Annotated in this window: 1 protein-coding gene; it reads left to right on the top strand. The window is 68.9% G+C overall.

The annotated features are described in order from the left end of the window. The coding region (locus GTW58_RS13780; protein ID WP_168023631.1) for a MazG nucleotide pyrophosphohydrolase domain-containing protein at positions 1-559 on the top strand (559 nt) is incomplete at both ends.

Genomic DNA, 559 nt, shown 5'->3' with positions numbered 1-559 from the left:
GAGGCCGCGGGGGAACGGTTCGCCGAACTGGTGCGCGTCATGGATCGTTTGCGGTCCCCGGGCGGGTGCGCGTGGGACGCCCGGCAGACCCACGAGTCCCTGGTCAAGTACCTGGTCGAGGAGTCCTACGAAGTCATCGAGGCCATCGAGTCCGAGGGTGGACCGCAGGCTCACCGCCAGGAACTCACGGAGGAACTCGGGGACCTCCTGCTCCAGGTGGTCTTCCACGCACGGGTGGCGCAGGAACGCTCCGTCGTCGACGGCGGTTTCACGGTCCTGGACTTGCTGGAGGCGATCACGGACAAGCTGGTGCGTCGGCACCCACAGGTGTTCGCCGAGGACTATCAGGACTCCCTGGGCACGGAGGCCAGCAACGCGGCCTTGCACTCACGCTGGGAAGACCTCAAGAAGCAGGAGAAGCCCGAGCGCAGCGGACCCTTCGACGGTGTTCCGCCCGGCCTGCCCGCGCTGCAGTACGCGGACAAGATCCTGGCGAAAGGCCGTCGGCACGGCCTGGAGCCGGAGACTCCGACGGCGGCCGAGGCCTCCGCCGCCGGGG

The sequence above is a fragment of the Kocuria subflava genome (assembly GCF_012163155.1).
GTDB classification, from domain to species: domain Bacteria; phylum Actinomycetota; class Actinomycetes; order Actinomycetales; family Micrococcaceae; genus Kocuria; species Kocuria subflava.
Note: the sequence above shows the minus strand (reverse complement) of the source record. Positions and strands in the feature narration are given on the sequence as shown.